Consider the following 19,383-nt stretch of genomic DNA (forward strand, 5'->3'; position numbering starts at 1 on the left):
ATATGACATTACTTATAAAAAAACATTTTTATCGTCAATGTCATATCTTTTTTTTATATAAAATTAAAAAAAAATCATTTTTGGTATTTAACATAATTTTCTTCATTTTTTTTAATATTTATAGGCCATCCACCTAGACGTTTCCAACGATTTACTATTTCGCAAAAAAGATTAGCTGTTTGGAGAGTATCGTATAGTGCTGAATGAGCTTGTTGGTTGTCAAAAGATAAACCCATAGCTTTGCACGCTTTTGCTAATACTGTTTGACCGACAGCTAATCCACTTAATACAGCTGTATCGAATGTAACAAATGGATGAAAAGGATTGTTTTTAGTTTGTACACGTTTAATAGCTGCCATTAAAAAATTATGATCAAAATTTGCGTTATGTGCAACTACAATTCCACGAGTGCAACCTTGTAGTTCTATACCCTTACGAACTTTTTCTATTATTAATTCAATTGCTGATTTTTCGCTAATAGCTCCACGTAAGGGATTAAATGGGTCAATTTTATTAAAAGCAATTGCATCAGAATTAATAATAGAACCTTTAAATGGTTTTACATGAAAGTGAAGTGTATCTTCTTTGTGTAACCAGCCTAGTTTATCCATTGTTAATGTTATTAATGCAATTTCTAAAACTGCATCAGTTTTGGCGTTAAATCCTGCTGTTTCAATGTCAATGACAACAGGATAAAAAGTACGAAATCGATTACTTAATAAATTCAATTCTTCATTTGTAGACATCAAAATCTCATCGTTCAAAAAACTTAGTGTGTAATATAGTTGACTTAAAATTTATTTTTATTACTTGTTTCTTGTAAAAATAAAAAATATTAAAAATAAAATAAATAAATTTTAAAAAATATTTTGTACAAGAGTTACATTTAAAAAAAATGAATATTTTACAAATTGATATTTTTAACATTTTTTAATTTGGATATTGACTAAATATTTATTATGATTATTGTGTATAACTTAATAATTGTACTATAATTTAGTATAATATTTAAGATTAAATTATTAATTTAATTTTCAAATTATTACTTTATTTTATTTATTTTTTAATTTAGGAAAAAAAATGAGTTATTCCCTACCAGATTTATCTTATGCATATAATGCTTTAGAACCTTTTTTTGATGAAGAAACAATGAGAATTCATCATACAAAACATCATCAAAATTATATTAATAATGCCAACACTATTTTAGAAAAAACAAGTTTTTCTTCTCTTTCGGTAGAAGAATTAATGTCTATTTTTAATGAAATAAGTTTAGAAAATAAAATAGAACTAAAAAATAATGCAGGAGGACATATAAATCATACTTTGTTTTGGAAAAATTTAAAAATTGGGACAATATTGCAGGGTGATTTAAAATCAGAGATTGATAAGCAATTTGGTTGTATTGAAAATTTTAAGAATAAGTTTGAGAATGTTGCTTTAAAACATTTTGGTTCAGGTTGGGCATGGTTAGTGAATCAAAATGGTTTATTGCGTATTGTATCTACACAAAATCAAGATAACCCATTAATGGGAAAATTGATATCTAATACTCATGGTAATCCTATTATTGGATTAGATCTTTGGGAACATGCTTATTATTTAAAATATCAAAATAGACGATTAGATTATATTAAAGCTTTTTGGAACGTAGTGAACTGGGATGAAGCATCCAATCGTTTATTAACGTAACTTTTTTAAATAAATACTACTTACAAAAAATAATTTTTAATTTAATATAAAACATATAATTTAAAAAATTATATGTTTTTCATTTTTTATATATACCTTAAAATATTAAAGGATTGTTTTTTTGAATAAAATAAAAATGATAGTAGGATTATCTAATCCTAAAGAAAATTATCATAAAACACGTCATAACGTTGGATCGTGGTTTGTTTATTCTCTAGTAGAAAAACATTCTAGTATTCTACAAAAAGAAAAAAAATTTTTTGGTTTTACTACTTACATGAATATAAAATCAAATATTATTCGTGTACTTGTTCCTAATATTTTTATGAATATAAATGGTTGCGCAATATATAAAATGGCTTCGTTTTATAGTATCAATTTAAATCAAATATTAATAGTACATGATGATTTAGATCTAGAACCGGGTATTGCAAAACTTAAATATAGTTATGGACATAGCGGTCATAATGGATTAAGAAATATTATTAAAGTATTTAATAAAACAGAAAGTTTTTATCGATTCAGAATAGGGATTGGTCGTCCAAAAGATAAGAATCAAATATCATCTTTTGTGCTGTCAGAACCTAGTGCCAGAGAAATAAATTTAATTAAAAATTCTATTTTGTACGCAATAAACGAAACTTCTATATTATTAGATTCTATATTCTAGTCAGATAAACAATCATTTTTACTCAATTATTAAAATAATTTATTTTTTAAGGTATATACAATATGAGTTTTAAATGTGGAATTATAGGTTTACCTAATGTTGGTAAATCTACTTTATTTAATACGTTAACTAAAAGTAGTGCAGCAATAGCTAATTTTCCATTTTGTACTATTAAGCCGAATATAGGAATTGTTTCAGTCCCCGATATTCGTATTAGTCAATTAGCTGAAATTATTTCGCCAAAAAAAATAGTAAATGCATTTATAGAGTTTGTAGATATTGCTGGTTTGGTTAAAGGAGCATCTAAAGGAGAGGGATTAGGTAATCAATTTTTAAGTAATATACGAGATACTCACGCTATTGCACATGTTGTTCGGTGTTTTAAAGATGATAATATTAGTCATATATACAACTGTATACAACCTAAAGTAGATATTGACATAATTAATTCCGAGCTTATTTTAGCGGATTTTGATACTTGTGAAAAAGCGATATTAAAACTTGAAAAAAAAATAAAATTTAATAAAAAAGAGACAGAAGAAAAATTATTTGTTTTAAATAAATGCCTTCATCATCTTAAAGGTTTTTTAATGTTAAAAACACTTAAATTAGATGATATTGAAAAAAATATCATTGGTTGTTTTCGTTTTCTAACCTTAAAACCAACGTTTTATATTGCTAATATTAATGAAGGAAAAGAATCATTATCTTTTCTAAATGAATTAAATGAAATAGCTAAAAAAGAAAATTCCTTAGTAATTCCAATTAATTCACATTTAGAATTAGATTTAGTAAAAATGAATCAGGATGAAAAAAAATATTTTATGAAATCTTTTAATATAAAAAGTTTAGGATTAAATAAAATTATTAAATCTGGATATAAAATGCTTAATTTAATAACATTTTTTACTGCAGGAGAAAAAGAAGTTCGTGCATGGTCTATACCCGATGGAAGTACAAGTTTGCAAGCTGCTAATAAAATACATAGTGATTTTAGCAGAGGTTTTATTCGCGCACAAATTATTAAATATTCAGATTTTATCAAATATAAAAGTGAAATTAAAGTAAAAGAATTAGGTAAATGTAAAAGCGAAGGAAAGTTTTATCGAATTGAAGATGGTGATATTATTAATTTTTTGTTTAATATATAAAAACTAATTTTTTAATATATATTGATAATATGAATTAGAGAGGACAATAAAATTTATCCTCTCTATTTTTCTTATTTTTCTAATAAAAATTCTTTCAATTTATTAAAATCAGGATTTATGTTATATGATAATAATGGTAGACTGTTCCATTTTTTTAATTCTGGTGGTAAAGAAATTTCCTTCTTTAAAATTTTTTCTACAGTATTTTTAAATTTAGATGGGTGTGCAGTTCCTAAAAATAAGCCAAATTCATCTTTTTTTAATTGATCATATAATAATCTATATGCAATTGCAGCATGAGGTTCTGATACATAATTTAATTGAAATAATTCTTTTATACTTTCTTTTGTAATATCATCTGATACACTTCCAAATCTTAATTTTTTTAAATTCCATTTTTTTCGACGGAATAATTCTTTAATTCGTGTCCAATTATTAGGACGACTAATATCCATAGCATTAGATATTGTTGATACAGTTTTTTGAGGATCCCATTTTCCATTATTTAAAAATCTTGGAACTGTATCATTTGCATTTGTACATGCAATAAATGATTTAATCGGCAAACCAAGAGATTTAGCTAATAGGCCGGCGGTGAGATTACCAAAATTACCGCATGGTACAGCAATAACTAATTTTTTTCTTTGTTCTTCTGAAAGCAATGAAAAAGCTTCAAAATAATAGCATATTTGAGCTAACAATCGACTAATATTAATAGAATTGGCAGAGTTTAGTCCTATTAATTCTTTTAATTTCTTATCATCGAATGCTTTTTTTACTAATTTTTGACAATCATCAAAACTACCATTAATTGATATAGTCTTTATATTTTTTCCTAAAGTGCAAAATAATTGTTCCTGCAATGTACTAATTTTTCCCTTTGGATAAAGAATAATAACGCGAATATTTTTCATTCCATAAAACGCATGTGCTACTGCGGCACCAGTATCACCTGACGTTGCAGTTAAAATAGTAAAAGATTCATTTTCTTTGCTAAAAGCTAGTATCATTTGTGCCATAAAACGTGCACCAAAATCTTTAAATGCCAATGTTGGACCATGAAATAGTTCAAAACAACTTATTTTTTTATTAATATCAACTTTTAATGGTTTGGCAAACGAAAATGCCTTTTTAACATGTTTATGTAGTACTTCTTTAGATATTTCATTGCTAATAAATTTAGAAAGTATTTCAGTACTTCGTGTAATAAAATCCATTTTTAATATTTTTGACAATTCAGAAGGTGGAATAATGGGTAAATCTACTGGGAAAAATAAACCTTGTTGCTGTCCTAATCCAAGTTTTACAGCAGTTTCAAAATTTACTTTTTCACTATTATTTTTTAAGTTATAAAGTTTCATTTTTCATCCTATTTTACGAACACCTTTTAAATCGATATAACAAATATGAACAAATCCTGTTTCATTTTGCAAATAATTATTTTTTAACCATAAAGATATTTTTTCAGCTATTTTTATGTTATCAGAAATAGCAAAAATTGTAGGACCTGAACCTGATATTCCACAGCTAATTGCTCCAATTTCTTTCATTTTTTCCTTGGTATTTATAAAATTAGGAAGTAATTTACTGCGGTATGGCTCCGCTATAAAATCTTGCATACATCTAGCTGCTAAATGAGATTGTTGAGTATATGATGCATGAATAAAACCTGCTAAATAACGACTATTTTTAATGCAAACATCTTTTTTATATTTTTTGGGTAAGATTTTTCTTGCTTCTGCAGTAGAAACTTTTATTCCTGGCCAAGCAATAACCCAAAACCAATTTTTAAAATTTGGTAAACTGTGACTAATAATATCAGAATCTTCTAATATTAGTTGAAGACCTCCTAAGTAAGATGGTGCAACATTGTCATAATGTACGCTTCCTGATATTTCTCCTTCTATTTCTCCCATGAGTAAAAGCAGTTCTTTTGAACTTAAAGGGTTGTTAAAAACGTAATTTATTGCGACTAAGGTAGCCACTATTGAACAAGCACTAGAACCTAGTCCTGATCCGATTGGCATGTTTTTTTCAAGAAGAATAGAAATTGGAATATTTTTTTTTACTGCTTGACAAAATTTAAACCAACATTTCCAAACAATATTATGTTCTTTGTTTGTAGGTAATTTATTAGAAAAAACTCCTTTGTTAATTAATTCAAATTTTTTTGATAACTTTACTGTTACACAATCACCTAATAAAGTTCCATTGATTGGTATAATAGCTGCACCTAAAATATCAAATCCAACTCCAACATTGGCAATAGAAGCTGGTGCATAAATTTTAATCATTACTGTACTCCGCTGATGTTTATAATATTATACGTAGTAAATCAGAAAACACCCCAGAGGCAGTAACATCGTTGCCCGCACCATATCCTCTTAATACGAGAGGAATTGGTTGATAATATTTTGTGTAAAACGTTAATGCATTTTCGCCATTTTTTACTTTATATAATGGATTTTTTTTATTTATTTCTTCAATTTTTACTGAACATTTGCCTTCTTTTTCTATAGTTCCAACGAAACGTAAAACATTCCCTAAATTACGTGCTTTATTAATACGATTCGAAAAAGACAGATCTAATTCTTTTAATTTTAAGAAAAATTCTTCAGTATTTTGATATTTTTTAAATTTTTCAGGTAATATAGATTCAATTTCTATATCCTTTAATTCTATTTTATATCCAATTTCTCGAGCTAAAATTAATATTTTTCTAGCAACATCAATACCAGATAGATCATCAGATGGATTTGGTTCGGTAAAACCTAGTTTTTTTGCTTCTTTAGTGGCTTCTGATAATGAAATCCCTTCTTCTAATTTTCCAAAAATAAAAGATAATGAACCTGATAATACACCTTTAAAACGTATTAGACTATCACCTGTATTCAATAAATTTTGCAATGTGCTAATAACAGGTAGTCCTGCTCCAACGTTAGTTTCATATAAAAATTTTTTATTTTTTTGTAATGCAGTATTCTTAATTTCATTATAATATTTTAATGAATCAGTATTAGCTTTTTTGTTTGATGTAATTACATGAAATCCATGTGAAATAAAATTAATATATTGTTTAGATAATAGTTCATCAGATGTACAATCAAGTATCACTGAATTTTCATGATAATTGCGTTGTAATAATTTGTTTAATATTTTTAAATTAAATTTTTCTTTTGAGATTTTAAAATCATCTTCCCAATTATTTAGATTGCTTGGATTTTTTAAAAATAGTAATTTTTGAGAATTTGCAATAATACGAAATTTTATTTTAATATTTTTTTGATCTAAAAATTTTTTTTGTTTTAATATTTGTTTTAATAGTGCTTTTCCTACTCCTCCTATTCCAATTAAAAAAGCATTAATGATTTTTTTCTTAATAAAAAGTGTATTATGAACATTTTTTATCGCTTGTAAAATATTTTCTTTTTTAATTACTATAGAGATAGTGTGTTCTGAAGATCCTTGTGCAATTGCAATTATATTAATTTTTGAACAACCTAAAGAAGAAAAAATTTTTGATGCAATATTATTTTTATAAATAATATTAGAACCTATGACGGATAAAATAGATAAATTTTTTACTATATTTAAATGATTTAGTAATCCTTCTTTCATTTCTAATAAAAATTCTTTTTTTAATATGAGCAAAATAACATCAATACTTTTTTCTAAAGTACAAAAGTTTATTTTATTTTCTGAAGATGATTGAGTTATTAGAATAACTTTAATTCTTTCTCTTGAAAGAACAGTAAATATACGCGAAATTATTCTACCTGAGTCTTTTAGACACGATCCAGACATAGTAAACATGGCAATATTTTCTAAATATGTCACGCCTTTTAAAAAATTTTCCTCGGAACTATTTTTTTGACATATCAAGGTACCTTTAGAATTAATATTATTTGTATTTTTAATGATGCATGGTATTTGGAAGTGAGCAATAGGTTCAATAGTTCGTGGATGAAGCACCTTAGCACCAAAATAGGATAATTCCATTGCTTCTTGATATGATATTGATTCTAATAAACAAGCATTAGAAACTATTCTTGGATCTGATGTAAAAACACCATCAACATCAGTCCAAATTTCGCAAGAATTAGCATTTAAACAACAAGCTAATACCGCTGCAGAGTAATCGGAACCATTACGTCCTAATACAACAAGTTCTTCTTTTTTGTTTCCTGCAATAAAACCTGCCATTAAAATAATATTTTTTTGATTTATTTTAATTTTTTTGATTCTATTTTTTGATTCATGTATATCGACAGTAGAATCTAAATAACTTCCTGTAGATAAAAGATTTTTAACTGGATTTAATATAGTAACGTCATAACTTTTAGACTTTAATATATTTTTCATAATAACAACTGAAAGTATTTCACCACGAGATATTATGATTGGCTGAATACTTTCTGGACATTGTTTAATTAATACAATACCATTTACAATTTTTTTTAATTTATTAAATTCTTTTTCAATTACTTCCTTTGTCTTTTTATATAAAAAGCATGGTTCTATTTTTTTTATATCTTTTATTAATTTAATGAAAATATTTTCTGCTAGATCAATTTTTTCCAGCATTTCATCATTATTAATATCATTTTCAATAATTGTAACTAAGTAATTAGTTATTTTAGCTGGCGCTGAAAGGACAACTGCAATTTGATCACTTTTAGCTTTTTTTTCTATAATATCAGCTACACATAAAAATTTTTTTGCATTAGCTAATGAAGTTCCGCCAAATTTTAATAATTTCATTTTTTATATCCTTAAATTCATATCATAAAAAACCCGCATTATCTATGAGCGGGTTTTTGTTAAGCATGCACATTATCCCATAGCACGTATAATTAGTTTTAATAAATAAAAAAGTGATTCTATGCCAAAGAAACTATAAGTGCTAGATGTTAATATTATTAAATAATACTTTTAGATATACATTGATAAATATTTTAATTAAATTGATTTCTTAAATTGTTTTATTTAATAATATTTAAAGCTGTAATTGTAAAAATTTTTATTTTTTTAGTATAACGTATATTTTAAATATTATTAATTTTACCATAAATTTAGTCTATGAATATTGTAAAAAAATGTTGTTAATAGAAGATGAATAAAGTGTTGTAAATAATTTTTTTTATTTTTACATGATTTTTTAAAATGATATTTTTTATTTATATATAAATAACAATATTTAATATATTCTTGTATTTTTAAATATATTAACAATTATTTTATAAAATAAATATTTAGTAGTGATTTGAAAGTAAAATATTTTAAATTAAATTTTTATTAAATTGATGCTGTTTCTTTATTAGTAGTTTAATTTTTATAACATAATGATTATTATTAGTGCAATAGTTAAAAATAAATATTTTTTCAATTTTATGTTGAAATTTTTATTTTTAAATATAATCAATTTATTTTTATAAATACAAATTAATTATTTTATTATAATAAATATAAAATATACATTACATACTTAGTTAATATTATGAAGCATACTATTAAAGTTATTATTTCCAAAAAAGAATTAGATGTTCGTGTTCGTGAGCTAGGTGAAGAAATCACTAAAAAATACAAAAGTAGAAAAAATAAAATAATATTAATTGCTTTATTACGTGGTTCATTTGTATTTATAGCAGATTTATGTCGTAGAATTAAAATTGAACATGAAGTCGATTTTATGACAACTTCAAGTTATGGAAGAGGTATGACATCTACCGGAGATGTGAAAATTATCAAAGATTTAGATGAAGATATTTATAATAAAAATGTTTTGATTGTTGAGGATATTATTGATTCTGGAAAAACTTTAAGCAAAGTATTAGGTATTTTAAAATTAAGAAATCCGAAATCAATATCGATTTGTACCCTTTTAGATAAACCAGAATGTCGAGAAGTTAACATTAATGTTGAATTTATAGGTTTTTCTATACCTGATGAATTTATTGTTGGATATGGTATAGATTACGCTCAATCTTATCGATATTTACCTTATATAGGGAAGGTTGTTTTTAATAAATAAAATAATAGATGTTCAATCTTTTAATGTAATTTTTTTATTATCAATTAGTCGAATTTTACCTAACCAAACTGATGCCAGAATGATGAGTTTTTTGTTTTTTTGAGTTATAGGATCTAGTGTATTTGAATCGTATATATTAAATACATCAATATTAAAACCTTTTTCAATAAGATATTTTTTTGATTTATTAATGGTTTTTTGAATGTTTTTTCCTTTATTTTTGATAATTGTATTATGTGTTTTTTTTATTATTCTATACAAATAAGGTGCTATTTCTTTTTCTGAAGAATTTAAATTGTTATTTCTCGAGCTATAAGCCAATCCATTATGCAATCGTACTGTAGGCAAACTAATAATTTTTATAGGATAGTTTAATTCTTGAACTAATTTTTTTACAACTAATAATTGTTGATAATCTTTTTCTCCAAAAAATGAAAAGTTTGGTTGTATTAAATTAAATAATTTACAGAGTATTGTTGTTACGCCTATGAAATGACCAGGACGTGATTTTCCTTCTATAATTTTAGATAGTTTAGGTATGTCGATATATGTATGATTTTTTAGTCCATTAGGATACATAATATGATTATCTGGGTAAAAAAGAATTTTAATTTTTTCCCTGTTTAAAATATCATAATCTTGATTAAAAGTTTGAGGGTATTTTTTTAGGTCTAATAAGTCGTCAAACTGCATGGGATTAACAAAAATACTTACTACAACAATGTCTACATATTTTTTTGCTAAGGAAATTAGTTTAATATGACCTTTATGTAAGTTTCCCATCGTAGGAATTAATCCAATTATTTTTTTTGTTTTTTTGATTTTTTTAATTTTTTTTTCTAATATATTTATATTTTTTATAACTTCCATTTTTCTTCCAAAATTTTAAAAACTATATTTTTCATTAGGAAAAATACCTTTTTTTACTTCACTTATGTATTTCTTAATAGCATCTTGAATGCTCCCATTTTTATGTAAAAAATTTTTTGCAAATTTAGGTTTTTTCCCTTCATTCATTCCTAATAAATCTTGCATAACAAGTATTTGACCATCAGTATATTTCCCTGATCCGATACCAATAACAGGAATAGATAAGTTTTTACTTATTTTTTTAGCTAATAATGCAGGAATACATTCTACAACTAACATTTTAATTCCTGCTTCTTCCAGTAAGAATGCTTCTTCTATTATTCTTTTTTCATCGTTTTTTTCGTTTCCTTGGATTTTGTATCCGCTTAAATAATGCACAGATTGTGGTGTTAATCCTATATGTCCACAAACTAATATTGATCTATTTGAGAGCTCTTTTACAGTTTCAATCAACCATTTTCCGCCTTCTATTTTTATCATATTAGCGCCAGCTTGTATAACTTTAGCTGTGTTTTTTAATGTTTGTTTTATTTCATAATATGACATAAATGGTAAATCGGATAATAAAAAAGTTTTAGGTGCACCTTTTCTTACTAATTTTGTATGATATTCCATATCTTTTATTTTTACAGATAATGTAGATGTATGACCTTGAATAGTCATACCAAGAGAATCACCAATAAGAATTATTGGTACACCTGCATTTTCAAATAGTTTAGCAAAGCTAAAATCATAAGCTGTGATGGCTGAAAATTTTTTTTTATTTCTTTTCCAGTTTTGTATTTTTTCAATAGTAATAGATTCCATTTTTCCTGCTATTTAAAATTAATTTTTTTAAAAATAATTATTTAATAATAATTAGGAAAGGATACTCGATATAATTTAATATATCAATCGAATATCCTAATCTATACGTTTTATTTTTTTAACCAGCCATTTGTTTTTCTCGAATTTCTGCTAATGTTTTACAGTCAATACAAAGATTTGCAGTGGGTCTAGCTTCTAAACGACGAATTCCAATTTCAACACCGCAAGAATCGCAATAACCGAAGTCTTTGTCTTTTATTTTTTTTAAAGTTTCTTGTATTTTTTTTATTAATTTACGACTTCTATCTCGATTTCTTAATTCTAAACTAAATTCTTCTTCTTGTGCAGCTCGATCAATAGGATCAGGAAAATTAGTTGATTTGTCTTGTATGTAAAGCAAAGTATGATTGATTTCAATTTTTAATTGGTTTTTCCATGTTTTAAGAATTTTTTTAAAATGCCACATTTGATTTTCATTCATATATTCTTCATCTATTTTTTTTTGGTATGGTGTTAATCCCGCAATAGAAAGAACGTTTAAAGATGATGTTTTTTTGTTTTTTTCTTTTCCCATAGTTTTTTCCTAATATAGTGTGCATAAAAAAATAAAATAAAAGATATATATCAATTAGTTAATAATATAAATTATGAATCATTGATATTATTTAATGTAATTAATATTTAAAAAATATAAAAAATAGTTATAGGTTTTTTTTATTTTTTAATTTAATCAAATTAATATATTAAATAGTATTTTAAATAATAGTAACATAAACTTTAATAATACAAGAACATCAATTAAAAAATGATTTTTTTGATTAAATAAGTAATAGTGTTTATCTATTAATGGAAATATTTAGAATGAAAGAAAAAAAATTTAAAAAATTTGCTCTTGGAATTGAATATAATGGAAGTTCTTATCATGGCTGGCAACGTCAAAAAATAATTCCTACAATTCAAAAAGAAATTGAAGAATCTTTGTCTAAAATTGCAAATCATAAAATTGATATTACATGTGCAGGTCGAACTGATACTGGTGTACATGCTTTAGGTCAAGTAATACACTTTACAACAGATTCTATTAGGAGTAATTTTGCTTGGTCAGTCGGAGTAAATAGTTACTTATCTAAAAACATTTCTATAAAGTGGGTTAAAGAAGTTTCAAAAAATTTTGATGCTCGATATAGTGCTATTTCGCGTTCTTATCGTTACATAATATATAATCATACTTCTCGTTCTCCGGTTTTTTATAATAAATCAAATCATATTTATAGATATTTAGATGTTGATAAGATGCATATTGAAGCACAATCCTTATTAGGAAAACATGATTTTTCCTCTTTTCGTGCTACAGGTTGTCAATCAAACTCGCCAAGAAGAGAAATTATTGATTTAAATATTTGGCGTTTAAATAATTGGGTAATTATTGATATTACTGCGAATTCTTTTTTATATCGTATGGTTCGAAATATTGTTGGTTCGTTAATTCAAATTAATGACTCTACAAAATCTGACTATATAAAAAAATTGTTAGAAAAAAAAAATAGAAACTATGCAGGTCCTACTGCTCCAGCTTGCGGTTTATATTTTTTATTTGCAAAGTATCCTGATGATTTTTGTTTACCTATATTTAAAAATGATTTTATTTTTTTTTAAATAAAAATTAATTTTATTTTTTTTAAAAATTTTTTAACTAATATTTTTTCAATAATTAAAAAAATTAATAAAATATATATATGGTTATAATTTTAAATTATTTTCATTAACCAAATTGAATTGTAAAACAATATTCAAATTAAGTTTATTTATAAAAAATAGTAATCAGAAATAGATTCTAGCTATTTTTTTTATTTAAATAAATTTTCTTTTATTTTCGTTTTATAAAAAACAATATATTAAAGAAAAAACTATTCTAAACTAAGATAAGAATCTTTTATAAATTAGATCAGAAAAGTTCTTGTATTTCTTCTTGTTCTATTTTTTTAGATATTGTTCTAATAAAAATAAATAAAAAAGAGTAAAAATTTGTCACGTATAATACTTTTTATAACGCTATATATTTTTTTTTAAATAGCATTGAAAAAGATGCTAATATAGCTAAGTTCAAGGCTAAAATAGATTAAATATTTATAAGTAAATATGTCTATGATAAATTGTTTTTATAAATGATTTAATTTTTAATAAAAGGTTTTAATTGAAATTTTTATAGATATTTGTGTATTTGATGTACTAGTTTTGCTATTTATTTTTTAATTTAACTAATTATTTTTTTTAATTATTTTTATCTGACCCTAAAAAAACTAGTTTTAATAATTAAATTTTTAGATCCTTCTCTTTCTATTAGATAATAGAAATATTTATAATCTAAAAAGCAATAATTATTTTTTTAAAAAAAAAGTAGTATTAATATCTATTTTGAATTATCCAATAAATATTATTAGAGTGAAATTTTATTATTGATATAAGTTAATAAAACATTAATTTAACATCTATTAAAATAGATCGATTTTTTTCAAATAATAATAAGTGCAGATACTAAAAATTTTTCTCTTAACTGAGATTGATTATTTATAAAAATAGTAGAGAATGATGCTAAAATTAATTTTTAATTTAAAATATAAATTCTATTCAATCAACTTATTTAATATGTAACAAGTAATTATTTCTAGAACAGAAAAATTGCTAAGGATGCAAATTAAAAAGTTTTCTAGGTAAGCAAATAATTTAATGAATAATTTTTTATCGGTATTAATAGGAAAATATTATTCCTATTTGTATAGAAAAATACAATAGTTCACTAATTATATTATATGCTTTTTTTAATTCTATGAAAATTGTTACAAATATCTTGAATGTCAATCTCTTGTACTATTAACAAGAAATTCTTCTGAAGGAATAATTTTTTTATTTAAACAAATAGAAGAATTATTTTTTTTTATAAAAGTCATCAATGCAATACATATTTATCAATATGGCTATTGAATAATAAAAATTTATACTATAAAAATATTTTTTATAAATAAAATTGATTTTTTTAGATGAAAAAATTTACTGCATTATTTAATATTCTAGTTATTTTATTTTAAATAAGTATTTAAAAAATTTTGCATTATAAAAAAATATTTTTTAATTGGTTGTTAACTATATTTAAATATATTTAATTAAAATAATTTATTATTAGATAATAATGAAATTTTTATTACATAATCATTAATTAAAAATTATAACTTGAGAAGTCTAATATGTTAATTAAATTTTTAAAAAAAATATTCAGTAATCGTAACGATCGAATTTTAAAAAAATTCAACAAGATAGTGTCTTCAATTAATCAATTAGAAGAAAAATTTAAAAAGTTATCAGATAAAAATTTAAAAGAAAATACACAATTATTTCGGTTTAGGTTAAAAAAAGGTGAAAGTTTAGAAGAATTATTACCAGAGTCTTTTGCAACAGTAAGAGAAGCTAGTCGACGAGTTTTTAATATGCGTCATTTTGATGTTCAAATTCTTGGTGGTATCGTGTTAAACCAACGATGTATCGCAGAAATGCGTACAGGAGAGGGAAAAACATTAACTTCTACTTTACCAGCTTATTTAAATGCATTAACAGATCGAGGTGTTCATATAGTTACTATGAATGATTATTTAGCAGAGCGAGACGCAAAAAAAAACACCCCATTATTTAAATTCTTAGGTTTAACTGTAGGTTTAAATTTATCTGATATGTCTTTTCCTGATAAAAAAAATGCTTATTTATGCGATATTACCTATGGTACTAATAATGAATATGGATTTGATTATTTACGTGATAATATGATTTTTTCTCCTGAAGAAAGAGTTCAACGTGAATTACATTATGCTTTAGTAGATGAGGTTGATTCGATTTTAATAGATGAGGCTAGAACACCTTTAATTATTTCTGGACCTTCTGAAGATAGTTCTTTTTTATATCAAGAAGTCAATAAAATTGTACCATATTTAATTTCTCAAAAACAGGAAGATTCTGATTATTTTCATGGACAAGGCGATTTTTATATTGATGAAAAGTCCAAACAAATATCTTTAACTGAAAGAGGTTTAATTAAGATTGAAAAAATTTTACTTAAACAAAAATTAATGAAAAAAGGAGAATCTTTATATTCTTCTAATAATATTATATTAATGCATCATGTAATATCTGCTTTACGTGCGCATAAATTGTTTATTCGTAATGTAGATTATATTATAAAAAACAATGATATCATCATTGTAGATGAACATACTGGTCGTGCAATGCCTGGCCGAAGATGGTCTGATGGATTACATCAAGCAATAGAAGCAAAAGAAAATGTTCCAATAAAAAATGAAAATCAAACTTTAGCATCTATTACATTGCAAAATTATTTTCGTTTATATAAAAAAATAGCAGGAATGACAGGTACTGCTGCTACTGAATCTTTTGAATTTAATTCAATATATGATCTTGATACTATCACTATTCCAACAAACAAACCAATGATAAGAAAAGATATGGCTGATTTAGTTTATATGACAGAAAAAGAAAAAATAAATGCTATATTAAAAGATATTCAAAATTGTGTAAAAAAAAATCAACCTGTATTAGTTGGTACAATTTCAATTGAAAAATCGGAAATTTTATCAAATAAATTAAAAAAAATAAATGTTAAACATAATGTTTTAAATGCTAAATTTCATGCTAGAGAAGCAGAAATCATATCCCAAGCTGGTATACCTGGATCAGTGACTATTGCTACTAATATGGCTGGTAGGGGAACAGATATTGTATTAGGAGGAAGTTTAGAAACCCAATTAGAAAAAGGCATGTCTTTAGATGAAACAAATAAAATTAAAAAAAATTGGAAAAGACAACATGATTTAGTTGTTTTATCTGGAGGTTTGCATATTATTGGTACTGAACGACATGAATCGCGTCGTATTGATAATCAATTAAGAGGACGTTCTGGTCGTCAAGGTGATAGCGGTTCTTCACGTTTTTATATTTCCATGGAAGATTCACTAATGAGAATTTTTGCATCTAATAAAATTATTAGTATGATGAGGAAATTAGGACTTTCGCTGAATGAAGCCATTGAGCATCCATGGGTTACAAAAGCTATAGAAAATGCTCAAAAAAAAGTAGAAAATCATAATTTTGAAATTAGAAAACAGTTATTAGAATATGATGATGTATGTAATGAACAACGTTATGTAATTTATGCTCAACGTAATAAATTAATTAATTCTAAAAATATTCAAAAAACTATTTTTGATATTTTGAAAGACGTTTTACAAACTACAATTAGCATATATATAAATTACGAGACTCCAAGAAATAAGTGGGCAATTTTAGATTTAGAAAAAAAATTGCGTTTTGATTTTAATTTAAATATATCTATTCAAAATTACTTAAAAGACAATCCTTATGTAAAAAAAGAAAAGATTATAGAACAAGTTTTTACTTTAGCAAAAAAGAATTATATGGAAAAAGAAAGAGAAATAGGTGTAGAAAATATTAGAATAATAGAAAAATCTATTATGTTGCAAACATTAGATTCTCTTTGGAAAGAACATTTATCTGCTATGGATTATTTAAGACAAGGAATTCATTTGCGTGGTTATGCTCAAAAAGATCCTAAACAAGAGTATAAGCGTGAATCTTTTAATATGTTTTCTAACATGCTAGAATTATTAAAATATGAAGTTATATCTTTTCTTAGTAAATTAAACTTATCTTATATAAAAAATAATTTTAATACACATATTAATAAAAATTCTAATTTTTTAGAATATGATATAAAAATAGGAAGAAATAAACTTTGTTTTTGTGGTTCTCAAAAAAAATTTAAGTATTGTCATGGTAGTTTTTAATTTGGATTTCATTTTATGAAATATAAAAAAATAGTAATTGGGATTATTATCAAAAAAAATAAAATCTATATTACTAAAGCAAAAAAAAAAATATAATTTCTGTTTTTGGGAATTTCCAGGAGGAAAAGTAGAAGAAAATGAATATTTGATCTTTTCTTTAAAACGAGAACTTTTAGAAGAAGTTGGAATTCGAATATTAGATTTTCAAACTTTTGAATCTACCACATTTTTTTATAAAAAAATGAAATTGTACTTTTTTTTGATCAAAAAATGGAAGGGCTATGCATATAGCAGGGAAGGATATTTATATCGCTGGGTATCTCATGATCATTTAAAATATTTTAATTTTCCTGCTGCAAATTATAATGTTATTAATCTTTTAGAAAAAATAAAATTTATATAAGAAAATATAGATTGTTTAATAAAATTTAGTTAAGTTATTTTCTTTATCATTTTTTTTATTAATTTTTTTTGATAAATGAATATAAAAATTATTAAGATAATTAACATATAAATCTAATTTTTGAAGGTTTTTTTTATTGACAATAATATCATCTGATAAAGCTATTCTCTGCTTTCTACTAGCTTGATTAGAAATAATTTTTTCAGCTTCATCGTAAGTTATTTTATCTCGTTTTATTATACGTTGTATTTGTATTTTTACTGGGGTGTCAATTAAAAGTATTCGATTTGCTTTTTTTTCTAGTTTCTTTTCTATGAGCAATGGGACAACCCAAAGACACCATCTTGATTTTATTGATTTTATTATTTTTTTACTTTCTTTTAAAATTTCTGGTTGAAGTGTATTTTCTAGCCAAAATCGACTGTTTTTATTATTAAAAATATGTTTTCGAAGTAAAATACGGTTGATTGAATCATCTGTATTTAATATTTTTTTTCCAAATTTTTTTTTAATAACATTAGATATATTTGCATTTTTTTCTATTATTTTCCTTGCAAGAATATCGGTATCAATAATATTTATACCTATTTTTTTAAATCTATCAGAAACGGCAGTTTTTCCGCTACCAATGCCTCCAGTAAGTGCTACAATATAGGTCATAATTTTTTTAAAATTTTATATATTGAAAAAACTTTTCAGTGATATTTTTTATTATATTTTAATATTTAGTATAGGATTTTATTTTATGCGTATTGAAGAAGATATTAAATTAGGTTTTAAAGATGTTTTAATAAGACCAAAAAGATCTATTTTAAAAAGTCGTTCTGAAGTTAATCTTATTCGTTCTTTTTCTTTTAAATATTCTACCATAAAATGGTGTGGAATTCCAATTATTGCTGCTAATATGGATACCATAGGTACTTTTTGTATGGCTAAATCTTTGTCTCAATTTAATATATTAACCGCGGTACACAAATATTATTCTTTTAATGAATGGAGAGAATTTATTAATATTGCCTCCGAAAATACATTAAATCATGTGATCATTACCATTGGTACATCTGATTTAGATTTTTTAAAAATAAAAAAAATTTTTTCATTATCTTCTAAATTGAAATATATTTGTATTGATGTTGCTAATGGTTATTCTGAAAATTTTGTTGATTTTTTAAAAAAAGTACGAGAATTTTATCCAGATAAAATTATTTGTGCCGGAAATGTTGTTACTGGTGAAATGGTTGAAGAGTTAATATTATCTGGAGCAGATTTAGTAAAGGTAGGAATTGGATCTGGTTCTGTATGTACTACAAGGGTTAAAACAGGAATAGGTTATCCTCAGTTATCAGCTATTATAGAATGTGCAGATGCTGCACATGGATTAAGTGGTCACATTATTAGCGATGGTGGTTGCACTGTTTCAGGAGATATTGCAAAAGCTTTTGGAGGTGGGGCAGATTTTGTCATGTTAGGTGGTATTTTTGCAGGTCATAGCGAATGCTTAGGAGATGTAATTAAAGAAAAATCTAAAAAATTTATGTTATTTTATGGTATGAGTTCTACTTCTGCAATGAAACGTCATACAGGAAAAGTTCCTGGATATCGTGCATCTGAAGGGAAAATAGTTAAAATACCTTTTCGTGGAAAAGTTGATGCAACTGTACGTGATATTTTAGGCGGACTCCGTTCTGCTTGTACTTATGTAGGTGCACAAAAATTAAAAGAATTAACTAAAAGAACAACTTTTATACGAGTGAGTGAACAAGAAAACTGTGTCTTTAATCATTTTAAGAATTAAAATACATTTTATTTTAAAAAATAAAATCAATAAAATTAATTATATTTATAGTTAGTTTTGTTGATTTTTTTTAAAGTTTAATAACTATTTTAAATAG

16 protein-coding genes are annotated in these 19,383 nt (G+C 24.2%); 8 read left to right on the forward strand and 8 right to left on the reverse strand.

Annotation, left to right across the window (positions count from 1 at the left end; all coding sequences use genetic code 11):
* Positions 1 to 74: 74 nt before the first annotated feature.
* On the reverse strand, positions 75 to 746 hold the full coding sequence (gene rnt, locus AB4W74_RS00975) for a ribonuclease T (protein WP_367682147.1): 672 nt from the start codon (positions 744 to 746) through the stop codon (positions 75 to 77).
* 334 nt (positions 747 to 1,080) lie between these two features.
* Here rnt and AB4W74_RS00980 point away from each other — a divergent pair, with 334 nt between their 5' ends.
* From AB4W74_RS00980 to ychF, 3 genes are all read left to right on the forward strand, one after another.
* Entirely contained in the window at positions 1,081 to 1,692 is a 612-nt protein-coding gene (locus AB4W74_RS00980; RefSeq protein ID WP_367682148.1) for a Fe-Mn family superoxide dismutase, read from the forward strand.
* A gap of 136 nt (positions 1,693 to 1,828) precedes the next feature.
* Positions 1,829 to 2,362, forward strand: coding sequence for an aminoacyl-tRNA hydrolase (gene pth, locus AB4W74_RS00985; protein ID WP_367682246.1), 534 nt, complete (start codon positions 1,829 to 1,831; stop codon positions 2,360 to 2,362).
* A 62-nt stretch (positions 2,363 to 2,424) separates the two neighbouring features.
* On the forward strand, positions 2,425 to 3,513 hold the full coding sequence (ychF, locus tag AB4W74_RS00990; RefSeq protein WP_367682149.1) for a redox-regulated ATPase YchF: 1,089 nt from the start codon (positions 2,425 to 2,427) through the stop codon (positions 3,511 to 3,513).
* 71 nt (positions 3,514 to 3,584) lie between these two features.
* Here the strand turns inward: ychF and thrC are convergent, their stop codons facing one another.
* Genes thrC through thrA form a run of 3 tightly spaced genes read right to left on the reverse strand, consistent with a single transcriptional unit; the run spans position 3,585 to position 8,274 of the window.
* Entirely contained in the window at positions 3,585 to 4,874 is a 1,290-nt protein-coding gene (gene thrC / locus AB4W74_RS00995; RefSeq protein WP_367682150.1) for a threonine synthase, read from the reverse strand.
* Positions 4,875 to 4,877: 3 nt separating this feature from the next.
* The gene (thrB, locus tag AB4W74_RS01000; protein WP_367682151.1) at positions 4,878 to 5,807 is read right to left on the reverse strand and encodes a homoserine kinase; all 930 of its coding nucleotides are present in this window, start codon (positions 5,805 to 5,807) and stop codon (positions 4,878 to 4,880) included.
* Positions 5,808 to 5,826: 19 nt separating this feature from the next.
* Positions 5,827 to 8,274, reverse strand: a complete 2,448-nt coding sequence (gene thrA / locus AB4W74_RS01005) for a bifunctional aspartate kinase/homoserine dehydrogenase I (protein ID WP_367682152.1) — start codon at positions 8,272 to 8,274, stop codon at positions 5,827 to 5,829.
* 736 nt (positions 8,275 to 9,010) lie between these two features.
* On the opposite strand from thrA, the gene hpt reads away from it, so the two are divergent.
* On the forward strand, positions 9,011 to 9,544 hold the full coding sequence (gene hpt, locus AB4W74_RS01010; protein WP_367682153.1) for a hypoxanthine phosphoribosyltransferase: 534 nt from the start codon (positions 9,011 to 9,013) through the stop codon (positions 9,542 to 9,544).
* 12 nt (positions 9,545 to 9,556) lie between these two features.
* On the opposite strand, the gene panC is transcribed toward hpt, so the two are convergent.
* From panC to dksA, 3 genes are all read right to left on the reverse strand, one after another.
* Complete coding sequence (gene panC, locus AB4W74_RS01015; RefSeq protein ID WP_367682154.1) at positions 9,557 to 10,414, reverse strand: pantoate--beta-alanine ligase; 858 nt, start codon at positions 10,412 to 10,414, stop codon at positions 9,557 to 9,559.
* A 15-nt stretch (positions 10,415 to 10,429) separates the two neighbouring features.
* The gene (gene panB / locus AB4W74_RS01020; RefSeq protein ID WP_367682155.1) at positions 10,430 to 11,221 is read right to left on the reverse strand and encodes a 3-methyl-2-oxobutanoate hydroxymethyltransferase; all 792 of its coding nucleotides are present in this window, start codon (positions 11,219 to 11,221) and stop codon (positions 10,430 to 10,432) included.
* A gap of 118 nt (positions 11,222 to 11,339) precedes the next feature.
* On the reverse strand, positions 11,340 to 11,795 hold the full coding sequence (dksA, locus tag AB4W74_RS01025; protein WP_367682156.1) for an RNA polymerase-binding protein DksA: 456 nt from the start codon (positions 11,793 to 11,795) through the stop codon (positions 11,340 to 11,342).
* Between the two features lie 287 nt (positions 11,796 to 12,082).
* Between dksA and truA the strand changes: the two genes are divergently transcribed.
* From truA to AB4W74_RS01040, 3 genes are all read left to right on the forward strand, one after another.
* A complete protein-coding gene (gene truA / locus AB4W74_RS01030) occupies positions 12,083 to 12,877 on the forward strand; it encodes a tRNA pseudouridine(38-40) synthase TruA (protein WP_367682157.1) in 795 nt (264 codons plus the stop codon).
* A gap of 1,586 nt (positions 12,878 to 14,463) precedes the next feature.
* Positions 14,464 to 17,088 (forward strand): preprotein translocase subunit SecA, encoded by a 2,625-nt coding sequence (secA, locus tag AB4W74_RS01035; protein ID WP_367682158.1) that lies wholly within the window; start codon positions 14,464 to 14,466, stop codon positions 17,086 to 17,088.
* Positions 17,089 to 17,125: 37 nt separating this feature from the next.
* Entirely contained in the window at positions 17,126 to 17,491 is a 366-nt protein-coding gene (locus tag AB4W74_RS01040; RefSeq protein ID WP_367682159.1) for an NUDIX domain-containing protein, read from the forward strand.
* Between the two features lie 15 nt (positions 17,492 to 17,506).
* Here the strand turns inward: AB4W74_RS01040 and coaE are convergent, their stop codons facing one another.
* Positions 17,507 to 18,151 carry a dephospho-CoA kinase gene (gene coaE / locus AB4W74_RS01045; RefSeq protein WP_367682160.1) on the reverse strand — a complete coding sequence of 215 codons (645 nt, stop codon included), beginning with the start codon at positions 18,149 to 18,151 and terminating at the stop codon, positions 17,507 to 17,509.
* An 85-nt stretch (positions 18,152 to 18,236) separates the two neighbouring features.
* Between coaE and AB4W74_RS01050 the strand changes: the two genes are divergently transcribed.
* Positions 18,237 to 19,286 carry a GMP reductase gene (locus AB4W74_RS01050; protein WP_367682161.1) on the forward strand — a complete coding sequence of 350 codons (1,050 nt, stop codon included), beginning with the start codon at positions 18,237 to 18,239 and terminating at the stop codon, positions 19,284 to 19,286.
* Positions 19,287 to 19,383: the final 97 nt, after the last annotated feature.

The sequence above is a fragment of the Buchnera aphidicola (Hyalopterus amygdali) genome, assembly GCF_964059015.1.
GTDB classification, from domain to species: domain Bacteria; phylum Pseudomonadota; class Gammaproteobacteria; order Enterobacterales; family Enterobacteriaceae; genus Buchnera; species Buchnera aphidicola_BN.

What these genes read in the sequence shown, in the direction of transcription:
- rnt (WP_367682147.1), bottom strand. Translation starts at nt 746, where the DNA reads ATGTCTACAAATGAAGAATTGAATTTATTAAGTAATCGATTTCGTACT.
- AB4W74_RS00980 (WP_367682148.1), top strand. Translation starts at nt 1,081, where the DNA reads ATGAGTTATTCCCTACCAGATTTATCTTATGCATATAATGCTTTAGAA.
- pth (WP_367682246.1), top strand. Translation starts at nt 1,829, where the DNA reads ATGATAGTAGGATTATCTAATCCTAAAGAAAATTATCATAAAACACGT.
- ychF (WP_367682149.1), top strand. Translation starts at nt 2,425, where the DNA reads ATGAGTTTTAAATGTGGAATTATAGGTTTACCTAATGTTGGTAAATCT.
- thrC (WP_367682150.1), bottom strand. Translation starts at nt 4,874, where the DNA reads ATGAAACTTTATAACTTAAAAAATAATAGTGAAAAAGTAAATTTTGAA.
- thrB (WP_367682151.1), bottom strand. Translation starts at nt 5,807, where the DNA reads ATGATTAAAATTTATGCACCAGCTTCTATTGCCAATGTTGGAGTTGGA.
- thrA (WP_367682152.1), bottom strand. Translation starts at nt 8,274, where the DNA reads ATGAAATTATTAAAATTTGGCGGAACTTCATTAGCTAATGCAAAAAAA.
- hpt (WP_367682153.1), top strand. Translation starts at nt 9,011, where the DNA reads ATGAAGCATACTATTAAAGTTATTATTTCCAAAAAAGAATTAGATGTT.
- panC (WP_367682154.1), bottom strand. Translation starts at nt 10,414, where the DNA reads ATGGAAGTTATAAAAAATATAAATATATTAGAAAAAAAAATTAAAAAA.
- panB (WP_367682155.1), bottom strand. Translation starts at nt 11,221, where the DNA reads ATGGAATCTATTACTATTGAAAAAATACAAAACTGGAAAAGAAATAAA.
- dksA (WP_367682156.1), bottom strand. Translation starts at nt 11,795, where the DNA reads ATGGGAAAAGAAAAAAACAAAAAAACATCATCTTTAAACGTTCTTTCT.
- truA (WP_367682157.1), top strand. Translation starts at nt 12,083, where the DNA reads ATGAAAGAAAAAAAATTTAAAAAATTTGCTCTTGGAATTGAATATAAT.
- secA (WP_367682158.1), top strand. Translation starts at nt 14,464, where the DNA reads ATGTTAATTAAATTTTTAAAAAAAATATTCAGTAATCGTAACGATCGA.
- coaE (WP_367682160.1), bottom strand. Translation starts at nt 18,151, where the DNA reads ATGACCTATATTGTAGCACTTACTGGAGGCATTGGTAGCGGAAAAACT.
- AB4W74_RS01050 (WP_367682161.1), top strand. Translation starts at nt 18,237, where the DNA reads ATGCGTATTGAAGAAGATATTAAATTAGGTTTTAAAGATGTTTTAATA.